Annotated in this window: 15 protein-coding genes; 7 read left to right on the top strand and 8 right to left on the bottom strand. The window is 35.0% G+C overall.

Features of this window, described 5'->3' with window-relative positions; genetic code table 11:
- Positions 1-2: 2 nt before the first annotated feature.
- The 7 genes from BKH42_RS00975 to moaA form a co-directional block, all read right to left on the bottom strand.
- On the bottom strand, positions 3-338 hold the full coding sequence (locus tag BKH42_RS00975; protein WP_095293851.1) for a YnfA family protein: 336 nt from the start codon (positions 336-338) through the stop codon (positions 3-5).
- Positions 339-340: 2 nt separating this feature from the next.
- Positions 341-1,768, bottom strand: a complete 1,428-nt coding sequence (gatB, locus tag BKH42_RS00970; RefSeq protein ID WP_095293849.1) for an Asp-tRNA(Asn)/Glu-tRNA(Gln) amidotransferase subunit GatB — start codon at positions 1,766-1,768, stop codon at positions 341-343.
- Entirely contained in the window at positions 1,765-3,084 is a 1,320-nt protein-coding gene (locus tag BKH42_RS00965) for a pitrilysin family protein (protein WP_095293847.1), read from the bottom strand. The genes gatB and BKH42_RS00965 overlap by 4 nt, the downstream gene beginning before the upstream one ends.
- Positions 3,085-4,131, bottom strand: coding sequence for a dehypoxanthine futalosine cyclase (locus BKH42_RS00960; protein ID WP_095293845.1), 1,047 nt, complete (start codon positions 4,129-4,131; stop codon positions 3,085-3,087).
- Positions 4,132-4,141: 10 nt separating this feature from the next.
- Positions 4,142-6,523 (bottom strand): outer membrane protein assembly factor BamA, encoded by a 2,382-nt coding sequence (gene bamA, locus BKH42_RS00955; protein ID WP_257874220.1) that lies wholly within the window; start codon positions 6,521-6,523, stop codon positions 4,142-4,144.
- A 190-nt stretch (positions 6,524-6,713) separates the two neighbouring features.
- Positions 6,714-7,796 (bottom strand): aminofutalosine synthase MqnE, encoded by a 1,083-nt coding sequence (mqnE, locus tag BKH42_RS00950; protein WP_095293843.1) that lies wholly within the window; start codon positions 7,794-7,796, stop codon positions 6,714-6,716.
- Between the two features lie 67 nt (positions 7,797-7,863).
- The gene (gene moaA / locus BKH42_RS00945; protein ID WP_095293841.1) at positions 7,864-8,835 is read right to left on the bottom strand and encodes a GTP 3',8-cyclase MoaA; all 972 of its coding nucleotides are present in this window, start codon (positions 8,833-8,835) and stop codon (positions 7,864-7,866) included.
- 108 nt (positions 8,836-8,943) lie between these two features.
- Between moaA and mobA the strand changes: the two genes are divergently transcribed.
- Together mobA and flhB are read left to right on the top strand one after the other, a co-directional pair.
- Positions 8,944-9,528: a molybdenum cofactor guanylyltransferase MobA gene (gene mobA, locus BKH42_RS00940; RefSeq protein WP_095293839.1), complete on the top strand. Its 585-nt coding sequence runs from the start codon at positions 8,944-8,946 to the stop codon at positions 9,526-9,528.
- Positions 9,521-10,588, top strand: coding sequence for a flagellar biosynthesis protein FlhB (flhB, locus tag BKH42_RS00935; protein ID WP_095293837.1), 1,068 nt, complete (start codon positions 9,521-9,523; stop codon positions 10,586-10,588). The genes mobA and flhB overlap by 8 nt, the downstream gene beginning before the upstream one ends.
- Positions 10,589-10,730: 142 nt before the next feature.
- On the opposite strand, the gene BKH42_RS00930 is transcribed toward flhB, so the two are convergent.
- Positions 10,731-11,621, bottom strand: a complete 891-nt coding sequence (locus BKH42_RS00930; protein ID WP_095293835.1) for a fumarylacetoacetate hydrolase family protein — start codon at positions 11,619-11,621, stop codon at positions 10,731-10,733.
- Positions 11,622-11,688: 67 nt separating this feature from the next.
- Here BKH42_RS00930 and BKH42_RS00925 point away from each other — a divergent pair, with 67 nt between their 5' ends.
- From BKH42_RS00925 to BKH42_RS00905, 5 genes are all read left to right on the top strand, one after another.
- A complete protein-coding gene (locus tag BKH42_RS00925; RefSeq protein WP_095293833.1) occupies positions 11,689-12,612 on the top strand; it encodes an alpha/beta fold hydrolase in 924 nt (307 codons plus the stop codon).
- A 406-nt stretch (positions 12,613-13,018) separates the two neighbouring features.
- The gene (locus tag BKH42_RS00920; protein ID WP_095293831.1) at positions 13,019-13,381 is read left to right on the top strand and encodes a hypothetical protein; all 363 of its coding nucleotides are present in this window, start codon (positions 13,019-13,021) and stop codon (positions 13,379-13,381) included.
- A gap of 5 nt (positions 13,382-13,386) precedes the next feature.
- Positions 13,387-13,815 (top strand): hypothetical protein, encoded by a 429-nt coding sequence (locus tag BKH42_RS00915; RefSeq protein WP_095293829.1) that lies wholly within the window; start codon positions 13,387-13,389, stop codon positions 13,813-13,815.
- Positions 13,815-14,357, top strand: coding sequence for a hypothetical protein (locus BKH42_RS09840; RefSeq protein ID WP_095293827.1), 543 nt, complete (start codon positions 13,815-13,817; stop codon positions 14,355-14,357). The genes BKH42_RS00915 and BKH42_RS09840 overlap by 1 nt, the downstream gene beginning before the upstream one ends.
- A 255-nt stretch (positions 14,358-14,612) precedes the next feature.
- Entirely contained in the window at positions 14,613-20,051 is a 5,439-nt protein-coding gene (locus tag BKH42_RS00905) for an autotransporter outer membrane beta-barrel domain-containing protein (RefSeq protein WP_095293825.1), read from the top strand.
- Positions 20,052-20,089: the final 38 nt, after the last annotated feature.

Below are 20,089 nucleotides of genomic sequence, written 5' to 3'. Positions count from 1 at the left end.
AATTAGTGAATATTTCTTGGTGCATACATCATAATCCCTGCCCCAATAAGGGTGATGCATCCACCAATAATATCATATTTATCAGGTTTGAAGCCATCAAAATAAAATGCCCATATGAGTGAAAATGCAATGAACACTCCCCCATAAGCAGCATAGATCCTTCCAAAACCCTGTACTTGAAGTGTTGCTACTATGCCATAAATGACTAGTCCTATCCCGCCTATGGCACCAACCCAAATAGGTTTATCTTCTTTGAGTGTTAGCCATATCAAATATCCCCCGCCCACTTCAAAAAAACAAGCCAATATAAAAATAAAAAATGATTGAAGGATGGCCACATTTAGCTCAGTTTTTTCTTCAATAGTTCATTCACACGCCCAGGATTGAATCCTTTGGAATTTTTCATTACTTGACCGACAAAAAATCCGATTAGTTTGTCTTTCCCGCTTTTGTATTCAGCGACTTTTTCAGGGTTGGCTTGAAGTACTGTGTCAATTATTTGTATTATAGAGTCATCATCATTGATTTGTTCTAATCCTAGAGAATCTATGAGTTTATCAATATCCCCACCTTTTTGTTCTACCAACACATCTAATATTTCTTTTGCACTTTTGCCACTGATTTTACCTTCATCAATTCGCTTTACTAATAAACTAAGCATAGATGAGGTAATACCACAATTATGAAGGCTAACTTCACCTTTTAGACGTCCTAGTAACTCCACGCTCAGCCAAGTGATGCTTCCTTTTACACTTGCTCCTTTTTCTAGCATCTTTTCAAAATAAGTTGCCATCTCTAGATCGCTTGTAAGAACTTCTGCGTCGCTTTCTTTGATATTAAGCTCACGAATATAGCGGGATTTTTTCTCATCTGGAAGCTCTGCTATCATCCTGCCTTCTTTGAATAGTTCTTCATCAATATACACAGGCAAGAGATCAGGGTCTGGAAAATACCGATAATCTGCTGATTCTTCTTTTCCGCGCATTGATCTTGTGATGCCTTTTTGAGTATCAAATAACCTTGTCTCTTGTCGAACTTCTTCTTTGTATCTCCCTTCTTCCCAAGCTTGAATTTGACGTTGCACTTCATATTCGATGGCTTTTTGAATGAATTTAAAGCTATTTAGGTTTTTTATTTCTACTCTTGTGTAAAGCTTGGAGTCACCTTTGGGTCTGATAGAGACATTCGCATCACATCTAAAACTACCTTCTTGCATATTTGCATCAGAGATTCCAATAAAACGTACGATGGAATGAAGTTTTTTTAGATAGGCTATGGCCTCATCACTATCACGCATATCAGGTTCAGAAACTATCTCTAAAAGTGGCGTACAAGCACGATTGAGATCCACTTTGGAGTATTCGTCTTCATGAATATTTTTTCCCGCATCTTCTTCCATATGTGCTCTTGTCACCCCAATATTTCGCTTTTGACCATTAACTTCTATTTCTATATTTCCTTTTCCGACGATGGGAATATCAAATTGTGATATTTGATAGGCTTTAGGCAAATCAGGATAAAAATAATTTTTTCTAGCAAAAATTGAATTTTGGTTGATTTGTGCGTTGATGGCAGTTCCAAACTGAATTGCCTTTTTTACCACTTCACGATTTAAAACTGGCAAAGCACCTGGAAGTCCCAAACAAGTAGGGCAAACATTACTATTAGGAGCCTCTCCAAAACTTGTTGCACACGAGCAGAAAATTTTTGTATTTGTGTTTAGCTGTACGTGAACTTCAAGTCCAATAATAGTCTCAAAACTACTCATTTTTTATCCTTTTGACTTTTTTGAGTCACGATAGAGAAGGTAAGATTTTTGATTTCTGTGTGAGACTTGATATAGTTATTAAGATCTTCTAGTGTGAGATTTTTTATTTGTTCAAGTTGTTGCTTGTCAAAATCAAGTGGTAATCCCAAATAGAAATTAAAGAATTTTGTGTAAAGTCGCTGTGAAAGCGTTTCATTTCTAAGTGGTTCAGAACCTAAAAGAAAGTTTTTTGCACTATCAAGTTCTTCTTGAGTGACTCCTTTTTTAACAAACTCATCCACTACTTTTTTTACTAACTCAACACTTTCTTTTTGATTTTCCAGTTTGGTTTGTAAATATCCTGTTGTATAATTCACTATATTGCTTGTAGAAACCCTCAAATATGCTGAATATGCTAGTCCTCTTTTAACTCTGATTTCTTCCATTAATCTAGATCCAAAGCCACTAGAACCCAATATAAAACTCATTACTTTTGCCTTATAGCTTTCAGATTTTAAATCCTTGAGTTTAAAAGGAGAACCAAAGTACACATAAGCTTGTTGCGTGTCTTTGTAGGTGATTTTTTCTTGAGGTGTGCTGTTGGCTTCATAATGATGAATTTTTGTCTCTTGACCTATTTCTAGAGTTTCTAAGAGAGGTTTTAAGAGCGAGAGGGTTTTATCAGTGTTGATATCGCCTCCTAAGATGATGATAAGTCTTTTTAGTGTGAGATTTTCTTGGAGATATTTTTTAACATCATTTAAAGAAATATTTTGAATACCTTTAAGGGTTCCTAGTGCGGGGTTCGCCAAAGGTGTATTTTTGAATAAAAGACTTGAAAGATTGACACTAGCAATATAATCAAAATCATTTTGTTTGTTTAGGAGTGCTGAGGTGATCTGAGTTTGAACTTTTTTAAGAGCACCCTCTGTGAGATTTGGAGATTTTATCAGATCACTCATTAATTTGATAGCAGTATTTTGCTGATCTTTGAGATAATCAAGTTCAAAATTCAGTGTTTCTAGTCCAGTTTTAACATTCAGATTGATAGCTTTTTGTTCTAAAAGATCAGCAAATTTAGTTGCTCCAAGTTCTTTTGTACCTTCATTAAGTAGGTTTGATGCTATTTTTGATAGACCAATTTTATCTCCATCGTTGATATTTCCACCCCCCAAAAATACAAGCTGAACAAATCCTGTAGGGAGTAGGCTAGATTCTTCATAGACCACAGGGATTTTGACATTTTTTATTTCATAAAACTTAACAGCGTCTTTTGGCGTACTTGCATTCATTTGAACTCCTAAAAATAATAATAAAACAAGAGCTAGATTTTTCATTCAATACCTTTTGAGAATTTCATAAGCAGTATTTCTTTTAGCAGGGTATTCTCCAACATCTCTAATGAGTTTTATCATCTCATCTTCATTCATTGAATGACTTGCTCCTGCTGCGGCAACTACATTTTCTTCCATCATTGTGCTACCTAAATCATTGGCTCCAAAAAGCAGTGCAAGTTGTCCAATATGAGATCCTTGAGTGACCCACGAACTTTGGATATTCTTGATGTTATCCAAATAAATTCTAGCACAAGCTAATAATCTTAAATATCGATTGCTAGAAGCTTTTTTGATGTGAGGGAGTTCTTTTTGAAGTGGAGTATTATGAGGTTGAAAGCTCCAAAGTATGAATGCCCTGAATCCACCTGTTTCATCTTGGAGTTTGCGTACTCTATCTAGGTGTTCTACTACATCTTCATCTGTATCCACACTTCCAAACATCATCGTCGCTGTACTTTTTATCTCAAGCTTATGGGCTTGTCTATGCACCTCTATCCATTCATCAGAATCTAGTTTTTTTGGAGCAATAATATCTCGCACTCTATCACTAAGTATCTCAGCACCAGCACCAGGTATTGAGCTAAGTCCAGCGACTTTGAGACGACTTAATACTTCAGGAATACTGAGTTTAGAGATTTGAGCGATGTAATTAATCTCAATAGCTGAAAAACCATGAATGGTAATATCGGGATATTTTTTTGCTATATGAGAAACTAAATCCTCGTAATAGTCAATTTTGAGCTTTGGATGTACGCCACCTTGAAATAGAATTTGCGTACCTCCAATAGCGATGAGCTCATCTATTTTCTGATCAATTTCTTCAAAGCTGAGGATATATTGTCCTTCTTCATTCAAACGTCTTTTGAAAGCACAAAATTTGCAATCCACCCAGCAAATATTAGTGTAGTTTATATTTCTATCCACAATAAAAGTAGTGATTTTATCAGGATGAAGTTCTTGTTTTTTATGATTTGCCATCTCCCCTAAGTCCTTTAAAGAAGCATTTTTCATCAAATCAAGTATCTGTTCATTGGATATTCGTTCCATATTTTATCCTTTAAAATCTCGTTCCCATTGTGAATTCAAAGTTTGAAGTATAGTCCCCATCTTGTTTATTGAATATTTTTATTGGAAAAACAAGCACGATAGGACCCATCGGAGAAACCCACTCTAGTGCGAGTCCAGTAGCAGCTCTCCACTCTAGTTGCTCTCTTCCTTTTCCAGGTATGCCGTAGTTTTGAAAATCAGCGATGCCAGGTGCTTGATCGTATCCCTTATAAGTTATAAATCCATAGTCAAAATACGCTGATATTCGCATTTTTGCCGCTTCTAGTACCCCATAACTCAGCTCGACGGAGTTGGTAAATAATCCATCCCCTCCTACCCACAAGCCAGATGGATCTCGTGGAGATACTGAACTGCTTTGGAAACCTCTGATGGTGCTGACACCACCCATGTAGAAGGTATTATTGATGGCAAGAAAATCTTGAGGAGTGTAGCGGAAGATATACCCACCTTGTGCCTTGTATCTAGCTATAAGATCAATAGGTATAATTTTTTTAAGATGATAATAAGCGGCAAATTTTGCATATATTTTTGTATTTCTTACGTTCCCGCCTACACCATTAAACTGAGCATAAGCTGAAGCGATGATGCCATTTTTTGGAAAATAATAATCATCGGTATTATCAAAGCTAATGCTTGGAGTGATGGAACTTGCAATTGGAATATGATAATCCTTATCCCAAATACCATAAATGGGATTTCCTTCAGTATCATGAGCGACTATTTGATCTTTTGAAGCATAGAATCTTTCATAAGCTGCAGATGAAAAATCATAGGTTTTAGTCACATTCACATCATAACCTAAACTCACACGCAATGTGTTGGTGAGTAGCCTTCCTGCAGTAACTCCAAATCCTCCAGATTGTTCAATATACTGATAATTGACATAGTAGTTTGCATATAGATTTTCTGAAGCACTGTATTTGCTATCAAAGATTCTAGGATTAGATAAAGAGATATTCCCAGAGAACTGACGTCCATTGCTAGTTCCACCATAAGGATTGGTGTAAGTAGAGCCTGTACCTGTGGCGATGTTGGCGTAAATGCTTCCGCTTTGACCTGTGCCGAAGAGATTTCGCTCACTCACAGAGCCATTTATCATCAAACCTCCATAGCTTCCATACCCTAATCCAAACTGAAGTTGTCCAGTGCGTCCTTCCTGTACATTTACTAGTAAATCCATAGAGTCAGCACTGACACGTCTTTCTTCAATTTTTACATTATCAAAAAAACCAAGTCTTCGTAGTGCATTCTCAGAATCATTCACCTTGCTAAGGCTGTATTCATCACCAGGTGCTAGGAGTATTTCACGTCTGATAATTCTATCGCTAGTTCGTGTGTTTCCAGAGATAAGAACATCACCGATATGGACTTTATCTCCTACTTGAATATGGTAGAGGACTTTGACCTCTCCATCAGTTTCATTTTTATCTAAATCAGGCTTGACTAGGGCGAAAGCATATCCTTTATCAGCAATTTTTCTCTTCAGGATTTGAGTATCAGCCCTTAGATTTTCGATATTGAAGATTTCGCCTTTTTTTACTTTGATAGCTTTTAATAGTTGCTTTATAGGCACCACTTCGTTATCTATAGTGATTTCTATCTCAGAGACTTTGTATTGTGTGCCTTCGATAATTTTATAGTATAGACTTGCACTGTAGTTAGAAAAATTCGCATCTAAAAAAGGAGAACTAACATTGGCATCTAAAAATCCGTGTCGCATGTATACATCCTGAATTCTAAGACTGTCATACTCCAGATCATTTAGGTGAAGTTTCCCATCATTTAGTCCCCACATCCAACCCATAAAATCCCTCTGTTTGTTTGCACTAAGTGATTCTAGATCCTTGATTTTGAGTTTTTCTCTACCCTCATAAGTAGCTTTTTTTATGAGAATATTATCCCCTCGATTGACATTCATTATGATTGAATAAGCCCCGCTTGAGGCTACAGGAGCAATATCTGTTTCTATGACGGTTCCATAGTAACCTTGATATTCTAAAATTGTTTTGAGAATATTTTTGGCCTTTTCTAGCTTTTGATCATCAAAAGTATCACCCTTTTTTATGCCCATTTGGGTATAGAGAGTTTCTTTTTCTTGTTCAGTTCCATAGCCTTTAATTTCAATACTAGCTACACGGGGCTTTTCTGTGAAATGAAAAATCAACACCCCCCCATCAAAAGTAGCATAGATGTCTTTGAAATAACCCTGATTATAAAGAGCAAGAATAGCCTTATCTAATTTAGCAGATTCAAGTGTATCGCCTTCTTGAATCTCTGTAACCTCACCTGCAAGCATCGGCGACATATATTGAAGTCCATCGTATTGGATGGTCTTAATTTTTTCTGCATACAACACAGAAAGGCCAAACATTAATAACAATGCTAATATTTTTTTAATATACAAGTTGCACATACCCTTAAGAAATCATATTTTTTTACACAAAATTGTTGGCTATTATACATAAAATGGCTTAAGATTCACATACTCGTTGATTTTTTAGCTTCTCTAAGTATTTTTAAAATTTATAGATAGAACTCTTAAAAATTTTATTGCAATACAATCACCACTCCTTGAGTTCATTGTACAGACTATCTCTTTCGATGGCCTTAAACCCAGCATTTTTTATTTGTGAAATCATGTCATCTTTACCCATCCCACTCTTGCTTTTAGCACCTCCAGCAGATTGGATTGCTTCTGCTTCGATTGTGCCATCCATGTCATCTGCACCAAATTCTTGGGCTACAAGAGCTAGATTCATGCTTAATGTTGCCCAATAGGCCTTGATGTGAGGAACATTATCAAGAACAAGTCGTGAAATACTGATGGTTTTTAAAATTTCTTGACCACTAGGAAATTCATCAACTTTTAAGTAATTATTTTTGGCTTGATATAGCAATGGAATAAATGCGTTGAAACCACCATTTCTGGCCTCTACAATATTGGTATCTTGCTGAGCGTTTTTGATACGCAACATATGATCGATTCTATTCTCACGATTTTCTATATGTCCAAACAACATTGTGCAATTGCTCATTTTCCCCAAAGAATGCCAATGTTTGTGAATTTCTATCCATCTTTTGGAACTCACTTTTCCATTGCAGATGTGTTTTCTCACCTTCTCATCAAATATCTCCGCACCCCCACCTGGCATAGAATCAACTCCAGCTTTTGCCATATCTTCGAGGATTTTTTGATAGCTAATCCCTGATTTTCTTTCTAGATAATCCACTTCAGCAGCTGTCATTGCTTTGAGATGGATTTGTGGAATAGCTTTTTTGATTTCACCAAAGAGTTCTAAAAACCAATTATAGGTATAGTTTGGATTATGAGCACTCACCACATGGACTTCTTTTGCTCCTCTGTTGTATGATGAGATGGTTTGAGAGACTATTTCATCAATGCTCATTTCATACATATTGGGATTTTTTCTCCCCGCTGAAAATGCACAAAATTTACAGACATCTGCACAGATATTGCTAGGATTGATATGGCGGTTCATATTGAAAAAAACCTTGTTATCATATTTCTTTTTACGGATACTATCAGCAGCTTTACCAAGTGTAAAGATGTCGTATTCATAAAGTTTTGATAGCTCAGTTGCGTTCAGATTATCCCCTCTTATGACTCTGTCTAAAACATCCATTATGATTCCTTTTTTACAATCAAAAATTGCTTACTTTTGATTGTATCACAAAATATTCAAACAAAATTTATCCACCTGTATAATAAAATGCCCTCGCAGATATTTCATTTGTTGCTATTTCTTCATTCCAGAGATTTTTTTCGGGTTTATTTTTTATGGACTTAAGTAGTGCTGCTTTCATTTCTTTAGGATTATTAGAGGTAATAGCAGGTCTAGCATCTACGGATTCTTGGTAATAAAGACACGGACATATCGTCCCTTCAGAAGTCAATCGAATACGATTACAAGTTTTACAAAAATCATCATTGTGCGGAGCGATGATACCAAAAGCATAACCATTAGTTATTTCATAGATTTTCGCTGGTCCAAAATTTTCTTTTTCAAGGAGTTTTGGTGAGTATTTTTCAGAAATAATTCTCAAAATATCTGCTTCTTTTAACCCTTTTAGTTCATTTTTTGCATGAGTGTTCTCCATAAATTCAATATAACGCAACAAGATATTTTTACTTCTAGCAAACTCAAGCATTTTAATAATCTCATCATCGTTGATGCCTTTGATAGGCACCATATTGAGCTTGATTTTTAAACCCACCTTTTGAGCTTCATCTATGCCTTCTAATATTGATTTTAGGGCATCTTTTTTAGATATTTTGATAATCCTATCAGCCTTGAGTGAATCTAAAGAGATATTGATTCTTTTAAGTCCAGCTTCTTTGAGTTCTAATGCGTATTTTTTTAACAAGAAAGCATTACTTGTAATGGCGATATCTATTTCAGGGGCATACGCGTGAATGGAGGCAATAAGTTTGCTGAGATCTCTTCTTAAGAGTGGCTCTCCACCTGTGATGCGGATTTTTTTGATACCCTCATCAATAGCAATTTTTAGAAATGCTATCATCCCCTCTAATGGAATGTAGTTTTCATCTTCAAAAAAATCCATCGGGGTATCAGGCATACAGTATTGACATCTAAAATTGCATTGTTTTGTTACTGATACTCGAATATAATCAATTGTTCTTCCAAAGCCATCTATTAGCATTTTTACCTAACTATAAAAAAATATATAACGCTTAGCAAAATATAAATGAGATTTTAAACTCCTAAACTATACAATAAACTTATTAAATCTATTCTAAAAAGGAGTGAAATGTTCCTCATTCAAAACATTCCTTGCGTAATCTTAGCAGGTGGAAAAAGTTCAAGAATGGGAGAAAATAAAGCTCTCCTTCCTTTTGGTAAGCTCAATCTGATCTCTTATGAGTATCAAAAAATGTGTAAAATTTTCCAAAATGTTTTTATATCTTGTAAAAAAGGCATTTTGCCAGAGTTTGAAAAAAATACCCTGATTGAAAAAGACGAAATCTTTTCTCCTCTTGTTGGCATCAGAAATGCTTTTTTGGCACTAAAGGCTTCAAAAATATTTTTTTTGAGCGTGGATACCCCATTTGTGAAAAATGAAACCATACATAGGATTTGTTCCATTGAGGGTAGTTATGATGTTATTTATCCTTCTTTAAAAGGACGTTCTCATTATCTGATATCGCTTTGGAATAAAAGTACTCTTGAAGAGTTGCAAACTGCACTCAATGGGCGTGAATACAAGATAGGAAACTTAATTGATAAACTCCAGACTCTTGCGATTAGTTTGAATGATGAAGAGGAATTTTATAATCTTAACACTCCTTTAGATTATCAAAATGCTATCAAAAATCTGAAGGATGAAGATGCCTGAAGAACAAGAAAAGACCGAAGCACCATCCTCGCATAAAATTCAGAAAGCTAGGGAAGAGGGTAATGTCGCAAAAAGTCCTGAGATTGTGGGTTTTATGGGACTTTTGGTAGGACTATTGGGGATATTTGTGATATTTCCTTTTTGGCTTAAAAGTTTTGAAGCCATCTATATCCAGGCATTACAATGGATGAGCATGGACTTCACACAAGAAAATATTTTTAATTTTATTTTATCTTTGCTAGGGAATATTTTAATGATGATTTTACCTATATTCCTTGCTTTAATGATAGCAGGAGCACTTGGTAATATTGGTCAGTTTGGCTTTTTGTTAAGCACAAAGGCTATCTCTCCAAAACTCAGCAAAATCAATCCTATATCTGGGGCTAAAAATCTCTTTTCTATCAAAAAACTCTTAGATGGTGCGATGATCACTCTGAAGGTTTTCATCGCTTTTTTGGTGGGATTTTTGATTTTTTCATCTTTTTTAGGAGAACTTGAACACATCGCACTTTTTAATGTTTTTGATCAGATGATTTGGTTTCGTAACAAGGCACTAGTATTGATTATCTCGCTTTTGATACTTTTTTTTGTGATGGCATTAGTAGATTTTATTATCAAAAAAAGACAATACACCAAGTCCTTGCGTATGAGCAAACAAGAGGTCAAAGATGAATACAAGCAACAAGAAGGAAATCCCGAAATTCGTGCGAAGATTCGTCAAATGATGCTAAAAAATTCAATGAGCAAGATGATGAGTGCTATTCCAAGTGCGAATGTTGTGGTTACTAACCCCACGCACTATGCCATCGCTCTACGATTTGGCCCATCTGATCCTGCTCCTGTGGTGGTTGCAAAGGGTACTGATCATTTAGCTATTCGAATCAAAGGAATCGCCAGGGAGCATGAGATAGAAATCATCGAAAATCCAAAATTAGCCAGAGAACTTTATAAGGAGGTTGATATTGATGAACCTATCCCTAGAACGTTATTCCAAGCTGTGGCAATATTGTTTGCTGAAGTCTCAAGGATTCAGAAACAAAAGGGTAAAAAATTCTTATAAAAAATATGCAACAAGATGAGGATTTTCTTGCACGATGCAAATGAGGATATTCTAAATATTATGCCTAGCAAATTTAAAATATTTTTAGTCATAAAAACTGAAAAAACTCAATTAGCAATAAATAAAGCCAAAGAAAGTCTCATCAATTCCCGATGGTATTTTTCAAACTCCCGATTCCTTCAATATGGCATTCTATAATATCTCCAGACTTTAGGAATTTTGGTGGCTCAAATCCCATACCCACCCCAGAAGGTGTTCCCATTGAGATAATGCTTCCTGCTTTCAGAACCATTCCTTTTGATAATTCTTCAATAACATAATCAATACCAAAAATAAGCAAATCTGTAGAGCTTTTTTGACGCAATTCATTATTGACATAGCTAGAAATCTTCATTATTGGCGGGATGGAAAATTCATCTTTAGTGACAATGCAAGGCCCCATAGGAGTACAACCTTCTAGGCTTTTACCAAAATACCATTGTTTGTGTTTCATCTGTACATCTCTTGCACTAATATCATTGATGATGGTATAGCCAAAAACACACTCAAATGCATTTTCCCTCTTTACTTTCCACGCATCTTTACCTATGATAACTCCTAATTCAACTTCGTAGTCTAATTTTTCAGTGATGTCTTTATGCGAAGGTATGATCCCCCCATCAGGAGTGGCTTCATTCACCCTTTTTCCAAAATACACAGCCTCTTTTGTTTTTCCTTCAAATACTTCTTTTTTGAATTTCGCAGATTCTTGTGCGTGATCAAGATAGTTTATCCCTAAACAAATTATTTCTTGAGCAGGGCAAGGAATGGGAGCAGCGAGAATAATATCCTTGAGTGCTATTTCGCCACTTCTAGAATTTAGGGTATTTTGAAGTCTATGTTCTAGTTCAGCCCCCCAGCACATGATAAATTCTTGCATTGATTTGATGCCTAGTCCTAGTGATTTCAAAGAAATGACTCTTTCTCCGCTTAGATCTACTAGTCCAATTTGATAAGGAGAGTTTTTTGTTGTTCTAAAAGTGATGATTTTCATAGTATAATCCTTTCCTCAAGAGGGCAATTCATAATTGCATTATAGTCTATCAAATTTTGGAAATAAAATGAAAATAATTAAAAATTCTAGCTTTAAAAGTGATTTTGGTAATATTTATTACGATGAATATATACCTGAGATAAGTAATGGTGTGGTGATACAGATTGCACATGGAATGATTGAACATAAAAGCAGATACCAATGGCTTTGCACTTCTTTAGCAGAGAAAGGTTATAGCGTTTTTATCAATGATCATAGAGGACATGGTGATAGTGTTGGAGGAAGTGTATTTTGGGGAGAAATGGGCAAGGATGGTTTTGAGAGAGCCGTAGATGATATGCTTACTTTTAATCTTCTCATCAAAGAGAGATACCCCCTTCATAGCTTTGTATTATTTGGACATTCAATGGGTTCTTTATTATCTAGGAGATTTCTTCAACTTCATGAAGACAAGATCAATGCACTGATTCTCACAGGTACTCCTTCCCCAAATAAACTTTTGGGATTTGGTGTGGTTCTTTTTAGAATGCTTGAGAGATTAGGCGTAAAAGGTAGCCCTAAAATGAGCGACTTGTTTTCCTTTAAATCCAAGTTCAAATCCAAAAACCCTCATAAAGATCGCTTTAAAAATCATTGGACTTGTAGTAATGAGGAAATTGTAAAATTACGTTATGAAGATCCAAAATGTCAGTTTCGTTTCACGCTAGGTAGTTTCGCAAATCTTTTTGAGGGAATGAAAAAAGTTTTTTCCACTTATCCGCATATGCCTAAAAAAAGGTATTTGCCAATATTATTCCTAAGTGGGGAAGAGGATATTTGTGGAGATTATGGTGAGGGTGTAAAAAAATCTTATCAACACATAAAATCACAAGGCTATGAAGATGTGGAACTAAGACTATATGCTAATTCTCGCCATGAAGTCTTCAATGAACCTAATAGACTTGAAGTCCTAGATGACATGCTATCTTGGCTACATAAAAATGGTTTTTAGGCTTAAGATAAAATATCATCATTTAATGCCTGAACTCTCCTTATTTAGAGTTTAAAACCCTGCAATGAAGTTTTATTTTAAAATAAAACTTTGCTTCGTGCCAAATTTGATAAGAATTTGACTAATCAACGAATATCCTTTTGCTAACCGAAGGTGCAAAAAACAACCCTTCGGTGAAATAACCGAAGGTGCAAAATTTACCCAATGGGTAAAAAATGCACCCCTTAATAATAATATTATTATTAATAACAATACGAATAATATATTTAGGCAGACTATTGAAAATGAACTTCAAAATGCAAAAGAATTCAATTCAAAAACTCCTCATTCTAATCGCATTTCAAAAAACCAAGAAATAAAAATCCAAATTCTCAATATGAATTTACCAAAAAATGTGGGGCGAGAAATGTGGGAGGCATTTGTGAATCATCGCTTTGAAAAGTCAAAGAAAAACTGGAGTGTGGGTGGTGCAAAAATGCTACTTAAAAAACTAGAGGGTTTTGAGGAGAGCAAAAGAGAAAAGCTATTAGAAGAATCCATCATCAGGGGTTGGGATAGCGTGTATGAACCACAAACACTAAACACCTTGAAAAAAAATACAAAACTAGGGATAAAAGATTCAGAGCATATTTTAAATGAACTCAGAAAACACAATCTAGGCTTATTAGATGTGATAGCAGGGAAAAATATTCCTCTTGTAGATGGCAAAGAAATCACTACAGATAGAGATGCTATGGGTAGATATTTTCTAAAATTCAAAGGAGAGTAATAAAAATGCTAAATATTGATAAAAATAAATTTATGGAAGATATTTTATCTCAACCAAACTCCATAACTCCGATTATGACCGAGAGATTAAGAGGAATGATAGAACTCTTTTCACCCCATATTCTTACTGAGCTATATGTTGCTCTGATGAATGATGTTTTAAATATCAATAAAGTTAAAAATGGATTTTTTTCTATGCAATATATCTATCCGTATTACAAGATTTATATTGAGAAACAGATACAAGCAACCCTTGAAGAGGAGTTTATTAGATACCAAAACAAAAAACCTTTGGAGTATGGAGATATGCAATTTATCACAGATTTTATTGAGAACAGTATCTGTTTTGATGCCTATCATGATGTTAAACAAGAATATCTAAAGGGAATCATCACTAAAAAATTTCAACACTACATCACGCAGGAGGAAGAATAATGCTAGAATTTCAGGGTCGCACATATGTCCATAGCGAAAGCGAGGATTACACAATAATGAAGCGATACAAATACGCAAAAATAAGGAATGGAATCATCTATATCCACGTGCTATTACATGGGAGAAGATATAGGATTTCTACGAAGTTAGATGCAACGCCCCCAAATTTAGAGTATGTGGAGGCAAATTGGCATAAGTTCTTGAAGTTGAACGATACAATAATGCCAAAAGAGTCTCACATAAAAAAGGGTGAAGATTTAAAAGATAGTCCCAAAAATCTTTTTAGGGATTTTGCATTTGAGAGTTTAAAAGCTGGAGAAAATGGTAGGAGAGCAATAACGCATAAAATATATATTCAGATTTTGCAAAGAGACATTTTGCCTTATTTTGGAGATATGGATATTGCAGAAATCACATCTTTTAAGGTCAAATCTTGGCAAAATGAGCTATTGAAAAAGATAAAACCACAAAGTCTAAATAACGTAAGAGGGGTTTTTCATAAATGGTCGCTTCATTATTTTATTTCCAAATACAGGCCATAACAGAGTTTTTCTTGGGATTATTTTGAGGGATTATTTAATGATATTAATTATTAAAATTATAGATATTAAAAAAATATAAGAATTAAATAATAAATATTTCCCACCTCCTGAGGATTATGGATTTATTTTGGATATTTTTTATAAAGATTCTTTTTATTTACCATTTTCACAAATATTTTGATTATAATACCACCTTGAAAAATGACAACGTTTAAAAGATACAACATTACATAACAACAATATAAGGAAGTCCCTATGAAAAAGATGTTCAAGAGCCTTACATTCGTGCGTTCTAATGTACAAAAATCTGTACAAAAGTCCGTGGTAGCCCCCCCCCCCATTGTTATAAAAAGCTCCTCTTCCCCACTTTCAAAAGTATCTCTTTTATCATTTTCCTTTGTTTTAGCCCCTTTATTATTAACCCCTTTCTCTGTTGTAAAAGCAGCAACTACGAGTTGTTCTACAACTTCTAGCACCGCTTGTATATCGGGCACTGGTTATGGTGGGGTTAGCGTATCATTTGGTGATACTCTAGATAGCACTCCAGATGTGAAGACTTTAAAACTACAACTCTCTAGTGGTGCATTGAATAATCCAGACAGGTATTTTAGTGTCACTGCAAATTCTAGCATTCTAACTGCGAGTAATTTTACTGTTGATAATGGCTCTAAAACTACCTTTAACTTCAAAAACTCTGCTTATAAGGGAAATTTTACAATGGCTAGGAATGGAGGATTTAATAGTGTTTCTAGCTTTAGCTTTGATGGAAGTTATCAGGGAAATAGCGATAACTCTGTGAAGGGTTATGCTTATGTGGGAAATATAACTGTGGCCAATCAAACCTTTAAGGGAGTCTTTAAAAACGATGCAAATATGAAAGGAGATATCATCACTACTCAGCCTTGGACTTATCAGGCTACCACTAATGTAACCTTTACGAACTCTTCTTTGGAGGGGAGCATTGTCAATAAAAGAACTGATGACACTGGAAGGGTAACAACTGGTTCAACCGTAAGTTTTTCTGGGAATTCCTCAAAGGGATTTGCTATGAAGGGTAACATTAATAATAGCTATCAGAGCATGAACGTTAATTTTTCTAATGGTGCCAAGATGATAGGGAACATCATCTCAAAAACTGATGCATATCGCAACGCACTAACAACGAGTGTTAGTTTTAATAATTCTTCTTTAGATGGGAATATCAATGCAACAGGCAATTATGGAACTCTTTCTATCACTGCTACTAATGGTTCTAAGCTTAATACCAACTTAACAGGTACAAATGGTGGCTTCACAGATACCATTAATTTAACACTTGATAACTCTACCTTGCAGGGCAGGAAAGATAATTCCATTACATCTTATACAAACACCAATGATAATTTTAGCCTTAAGGCTACAGGGGGTTCAAAAATATATATGAATCTCACGACTGATGGAACAGGAGGCTCTAATAATATTCACCCTTCAAGCGTGATTAACTTGAAAGATTCTGAATGGACAGGAAGTATTCAAGTTGGGGCTAATGCTTCAAAAGTTACTCTTAATCTCAATGCCTCTAGCATGAATGGTAACGTGAGTGGAGATGGGATTTTTGCTAGCACCTTAACGGATGCTTCAATAGGAAATATCACTAACAATAATGCTTCTTCTACGCTAACTTTTGCCTCGGTGGCTACAAGTGGCCAGGCTAGTGATCACACTATTGGTAATATCAATTTTTCTGGAAAGATTACTGGCAGTATTGGCAATACCACTATCGGTAATATTGCGTTGAATTCTAGCAATAAAATATCAAGCGATCTGGCTTTGAAAAATAGCTCTTTAAACCACTTGAGATTATATAATGGAGCAAATCTAAAATTTTCTGCAGTAGGTACCACCATAGGATCGGTAGGCAACAAAGGTTCAGCTATTGAGAATAGATGGGGGACTCTTGATGCCACATTTGATAGCACTACTGTGAATGGAAATATTACTTGGGGTGATTCAACTTTTATCAACAGTGTTTCAAAAGACAAGGGACTGTATTTTACAAATAAATCAATTCTTAATGGGGACATTATTGCAGATGACACTGGAAATAATGCCACTTATAATACCTTCAGCTTTGATAATTCTAGTATGAATGGTAACATCAATTTGAGGAAGAAAAAAAATGGGCAAGAAAATGCAGTGACTGTGAACTTTACTGGCAATTCTGCATTTTCAGGAGATATCACTGGCGATTCCATTATCTGGGCTAATTTTGATACAGGCACCATCATCAAAAGCAACACCATCAGCAATGCTAATGTAAATTCTACTTTGAAATTCACAGGCGTAAAAGATTCTAGTATTGTAAATATTGATTTTTCTGGAGTTATCACTGGAGATTTGAGCCATTCTGATATTGGAAATTTAAACAATGGTGCAACTTCTTCTAGTTTGAGTTTGAGTAATCAAAAAACCGATACTTCTTTAAACCAAGATGCGGATGCTAGTTCTCCTATTAATATACTTGGAGATGTTACCTTTGCTGGAACATTGAATATTGATTATCATAATAGTGTTGCTAAAAGCTTGAGTTTGAGTGGAACAAGTAATCTTTCTTTTTCTGACACCTCTAATGTAGGTGCTTTGAATGTGAGTGGAGGTCAATCTACATTAAATCTTATCAATCAATCCACTTTGGGTGCTTTGAATGTCTCAGATGGTAATTCAACTGTAAATTTAAAATCAGGTTCTTTAGTCTTAAGTACTATAGGAGTCACATCTAAAACAGCTACTTCTAGTGTTTCTTTTTCTTCTGCTCTAAGTGGAGATGGCAGCATTGATTTCACTAAATCAAACGAAATGTTGAAACAAAAACTTGCAGATTTAGCAAAAACAGCCCCGAATGCTCCTGAGGATGAGCCTACAACAGTTGTCTCTTCTGCAGTTGATAATGAACCTACAGATTCATCTAATGCTCCTAGTGATCCAGATTCTAACTCATCAATTTCTAGTTTGACTCCACAAGAAATTTTGTCTTATCTTTCACAGTCTAATATCTCTTCTTATGCTGGAAATATTCTTACCACTGAAGGTCAAAATAACGTTGATTTTCATGATTCTTTGTATTTAGGAGGGAATGTTAATACTACAGGTGGAACAGCCAATGTCACTTTATCTTTTTCTGATGCTTTTATTTCAAAACTTCAAGCCAATGATTTTACCAATAAACTTCTTTATGGAGGTGATGGCCCTCTTTTTGTTGTCACTACTAATGGTCAAAATGCAGTCAATAATATTGCATTATCAGGTAGCGTGAAGGGTGTCGCTCAGTTTAATTACTTAAAGGGTGAAACCAATATTGTTTTTGCTGATAGTATTTCTAAGAATGCTGATGGTAGCGATGTGGCTTTCTCAGGAGGAGATAGCACTGATTTTGGTGATATTAATGTCTTTGATCCTAATTCAACTGATGCTTCTAAAAAACAAGTCAAAGTCAATGGTTTGACTTATCAAAGTGGTATCTATTTGAATTTAGATTCAGCTAAAGCAGACGAAATTTTGAAAAACTATCGGGATATTTTTCCTATTAATAGCACAACTTTTAAAATAGATAAGGTCAGCAGTTCTGATATTTACACTGCTAATATCTATGGAGTAATGGTAGGAGAGGTATCTTCTTTGGTTCCTGCAACTGGTGTATCAACGGCTACAACTTATGAGGCTATTTTTAAAGATGATGCTGTATTTATTGGTAAGCTTAATATCACAGATAAAAATATTCATATCCACCTCTCACAAGGCTCAAAACTTATTCTTGAAGATGGTTCTAATATAGGACTACTTTCCTCTGCTCCACTTGCAGATGGCTCAAAAGAATCTTTTATTCTGAATGACAAAGGTTTGACAGGGGATTCTCTGTATCAAGAAAACACTATCATTGATTTGGCCACAGGAGGAATTCCTTCTGCTTCAAGCAATCTAAAAACTTCTTTTGCTACTCTGAATATAGGAGAGGTCAAAGATTTAAATAATGCGGTGTTTAGGCTTTCTTATAATCCTTTTTCTAATGCTAGTGATGATCAAAAAAGGAAAGGTGATCACCTCATCATTAACAGTGCTTCTAAAGGAAATCAAGTTGATTATATTCAAGCGTATCAGAATTCTTTAAGCCCAGTGCTTGGAGATTTAAGTGATAAAAATATCTTGGTTGCTTCGATTAAAAATGATGCGACTGATTCAGATGGCAATAAAACAGCTGGTTTGGCATTCAATAGTCAATCTACTGTCCTTCAGGGATATGATTTAATCACCACAACCTTTGATAAAAAAATACAGAATTCAAATCTTGGAGATGATGCAAGTGCTTCAGCTGGGGGTGATACTTGGACAAACTATTATATTGGTTCTGCACGAGCCCAAATTACACAGACTTCGCAAAATCTAACTCAAGCGGCCATCACAAGTAACTACAGCATCTTTTTGGCTAATATTAATGATCTCAACAAAAGATTAGGAGAACTCAGAGATAATACAAATGCTCAAGGGGTATGGGGAAGAATTTTTAATGGAATGACTACTAGCAATAGAGGTCAAGAGGTTAAAACCTATTCTACTAATGTTCAAGCAGGTTATGACTTCTCTATCCCTAATTCTAGCTTGGATGGCAAAACTTATTTGGGACTTGCCCTTTCATATGGTTATAATAAATTGGGTGGTCAAACTTTTGATGGAAAAGCCAATCTCATTGAGCTTGGAGCTTATTACTCTTATGTAGGTAATACTGGATTTTATAATGATATGATTTTGAAATACTCCTTTATTAGCAATGATTTGAGTGTGCAAAATAACGAAAATAAAGACACATCTTTCAATTCTTCGACTGCTTCTTTAGGCGAAGAGTTGGGCTATCGTTTTTATTTCAATCTCAAAGAAACCCAAACCTCTAGACACAGACTTTATCTAGAGCCTAGTGCTGAGTTTATATTTGGATATGTTGGTAATGGTGGATTTGATCAAATCAATGGGAATGCGTTTTTAGATGCAGCTATTGATAATATTCTTGCTTTTAGAGGAAGAGTAGGAGGAGTTTTAGGCTATAGTCTTAATACTGCACATAATCAAACTGATTTTAGAGTAGGACTTTCTTATGTAACTGATATCGTAGGAGGAGGAAATATCAATTTCAAATCAAACTTCTCTACTGCAGATCTAAATATACAGTCCAATCAAATGGCTTTGGTTTCTGTAGGCGTGAATTCTATCCTCTCTGATAGATGGAAGGTCTATGCAGATGTAGAGACCTCTTTTGGAGGGACATATTATAATCAAAACTATCTTGTCTCTGTTGGAGGAAGATATGCATTTGGTAAGAAAACAATGTTTGCTCAAAACAATCAATCTCATGCTTCTACTCAAGAAACTATGGCCAACACAATCAAAGAGGGCTATTATTTTGATGTCTATACTATGGCAAAAAATGGAAATCTCTCTAAAGAACAAATGACCTTACTTTCAAAATATCCTTATGTCATTTCTATAGAAAATGAAAAGTTTATAGATCCAAAGACAAAAAATCAAAGAACTATTGAAGTCAAAAAGATACTTATAGGACCATTTAAAACAAAAGAAGGTGCACAAAAGAGCGAAAGTATTGCTGATGAGATCGCAAAAATACTCAACAAAAAAGAGACAAAAGCACTCTTAAAAGAAGTCAATTAAAAGACTTCTTCTGCTTTAAGATACAAAAAACCCACACA

It is taken from the genome of Helicobacter sp. 13S00482-2 (assembly GCF_002272795.1).
Taxonomy (GTDB): domain Bacteria; phylum Campylobacterota; class Campylobacteria; order Campylobacterales; family Helicobacteraceae; genus Helicobacter_J.
This window is presented reverse-complemented; position numbering and strand designations above follow the sequence as displayed.